This window comes from Methylobacterium sp. WL103 (assembly GCF_008039885.1).
In the GTDB taxonomy this organism is placed as follows: domain Bacteria; phylum Pseudomonadota; class Alphaproteobacteria; order Rhizobiales; family Beijerinckiaceae; genus Methylobacterium; species Methylobacterium cerastii.
This window is the reverse complement of the sequence record NZ_VRUX01000682.1, coordinates 1-2,095: the sequence shown is the minus strand read 5'-3', so window position 1 is coordinate 2,095 and position 2,095 is coordinate 1. Positions and strand designations below refer to the sequence as shown.

The following is a 2,095-nucleotide window of genomic DNA, read 5'->3' as shown; positions in this document are numbered from 1 at the left end:
CCCACCCCCCCCCGCCCCGCGCCCGCTGGCCCGTCACCCGTCAAAACCCCACCGCCCCCCACCCCCCCAGCCGCCCCGGGGCGTCCCCGCGGCGCATGGCGGCTTCGAGACCCTGGCCGAACGGCTCGCGCTGGAGCTGGTCGCCCGCGGCTGGCGGGTCGAGGTCTACTGCCAGGTCGACCGGCCGACCGCGCCCTCGACCTGGCGCGGCGTCGACCTGATCCCGGTCCAGGCGTCGGGCGACGGCCCGCTCGCCACGATCCGGTTCGACTGGAAATGCACCTTGCAGGCGGCGTTCCGTCCGGCCCTGCCGCTGGTGCTCGGCTACAACACCGCCGCGTTCTCCCTGCTCTACCGGCTGACCGGAAAGCGCAGCGTGATGAACATGGACGGGATCGAGTGGCGCCGGGACCGCTGGTCGAGGCCCGCCAAGGTGTGGTTCTGGCTGAACGAGCATTGCGGCAGCCTGTTCTCGACGCACCTCGTCGCCGACCATCCCGAGATCGCCCGGCACCTCGCCCGCGTAAACGCGACGCGGCGCATCACCACCATCGCCTACGGGGCCGACCCCGTGGCCGACGCGCCGGCAACATCGCTGGCCGCCCTCGGGGTTGAGCCGCAGCGTTACGGCTTGGCCATCGCCCGCATCGTGCCCGAGAACCTTGTGCTGCAGGTGGTCCGCGCCTGGAGCGAGGTGAGCCCCGGCCTGCCCCTGGTGGTGCTCGGCAAACTCTCGGAGGCGGACGCCTACCACCGGGCGGTGCGCGCGGCCGCCGGGCCGGACGTGATCTTCGCCGGCGCGATCTACGAGGCGGACCGCGTCGCGGCTTTGCGCCGGCACGCCCGCTTCCATATCCACGGCCACACGGTCGGCGGCACCAACCCCTCGCTGGTCGAGGCGCTCGGCGCCGGTTCGCCGGTGCTCGCCCACGACAACGTCTTCAACCGCTGGGTGGCCGGACCCGACGCCGCCTTTTTCGGCGACGAGACCGAGTTGCGCCACGGCATCGTGCGGCTCGCCCGCGCCCCGGCCGGGCAGCTCGCGGCGATGTCGTCCGGCGCGCGGGCGCGCCATGCCGAGGCCTTTGCCTGGGACGGCATCGTCGACGCCTACGAGCGGGTGCTGCGGGCGCAGCTCCCCGAAACCCGCGCCCGCCGCCGGGCCGCGGCCCGCGTCGAGGTCGCGGGCTGAGACCACGGGATGGCCCCAGGCCCGGTGATCGAGGTTACGGGGGCGTCTCATGCGGCGCTCCTGTCCCGGGCGGGCCCGGAGGCTTGCGCGATCGTGATGTCTTCGGCGACCACAGGATCCGGCTCGCGGGTCGGGACGCTGGTCTGGCGCAGGCGCTGGACCGATACGGTCCCGGCCGGGATGTCCCGCAGGGTGGCGACCCCGACGCCGACCATCGCCCCGTCGCCGACCGTCACCGCCCCGAGGACGAGCGAATGGGCGCCGACCACGACGCCGTCGCCGAGGCGCGGCGCGTCCGCGGGGAACGGGTCGGCGGCCAGCACCGGGCGCGCGGGCGCGACCACTACCGCCGGCAGGATCACGAGGTCGCGCCCCGCCGTGCCGCAGAAGCCGATCCGGGCCGGGTGGGGCACGAACAAGCCGGGGCCGATCCGCGATCCCGGGTGAAAGGAGGCGCCCGTGAGGCGCGTCGACAGCCCGGCGACGGCGGCAGCGCTCCGCCGCCATCCGCGCAGGTGCAGCAGGTGGGCGACCCGGTGGAACGCGGCGCATTGCATCGCCGGCAGCAGCACCATCATCGCCGCGCGCGCGCGCGACATCGGCCTGTCGCCGCTGATCTGGCGCACGATCCGCGCGAGGTCGGCGGCCAGCATCCGCCGCATCACCGCCGGGCGGGCGTGGTCGAGGTTCGGTTCGGGCAGGGGCCGGGCGTCGCTCACGACGCGACGCCCCGTCCCGGCAGCGCGCGCCAGTCAGTCGGCGCCAGGTCGGTGTCGGGTTCGATGTCCTTGAGCACGAGGCAGCGCGGCCCGACACGGGCGCGGTCGCCGATCAGCACCGCGCCGAGCACGATCGAGGCCGGCTCGAGGACGACGTCGTCGCCGAGGCGGGGCAGGCCGGGGC

The 2,095-nt window shown here is 75.1% G+C and carries 2 protein-coding genes and 1 pseudogene; 1 reads left to right on the top strand and 2 read right to left on the bottom strand.

Going from position 1 to position 2,095, the window contains the following annotated elements; all coding sequences use genetic code 11:
• The first annotated feature begins 25 nt into the window (after window positions 1-25).
• Complete coding sequence (locus FV222_RS24170; RefSeq protein WP_147815836.1) at window positions 26-1,192, top strand: DUF1972 domain-containing protein; 1,167 nt, start codon at window positions 26-28, stop codon at window positions 1,190-1,192.
• 47 nt (window positions 1,193-1,239) lie between these two features.
• Here FV222_RS24170 and FV222_RS24165 read toward each other — a convergent pair whose 3' ends face one another.
• A complete protein-coding gene (locus FV222_RS24165) occupies window positions 1,240-1,911 on the bottom strand; it encodes a serine acetyltransferase (protein WP_187277455.1) in 672 nt (223 codons plus the stop codon).
• A pseudogene (locus tag FV222_RS30065) lies at window positions 1,908-2,095 on the bottom strand (serine acetyltransferase); the annotation flags it as partial. The gene FV222_RS24165 and the pseudogene FV222_RS30065, both read right to left, overlap by 4 nt.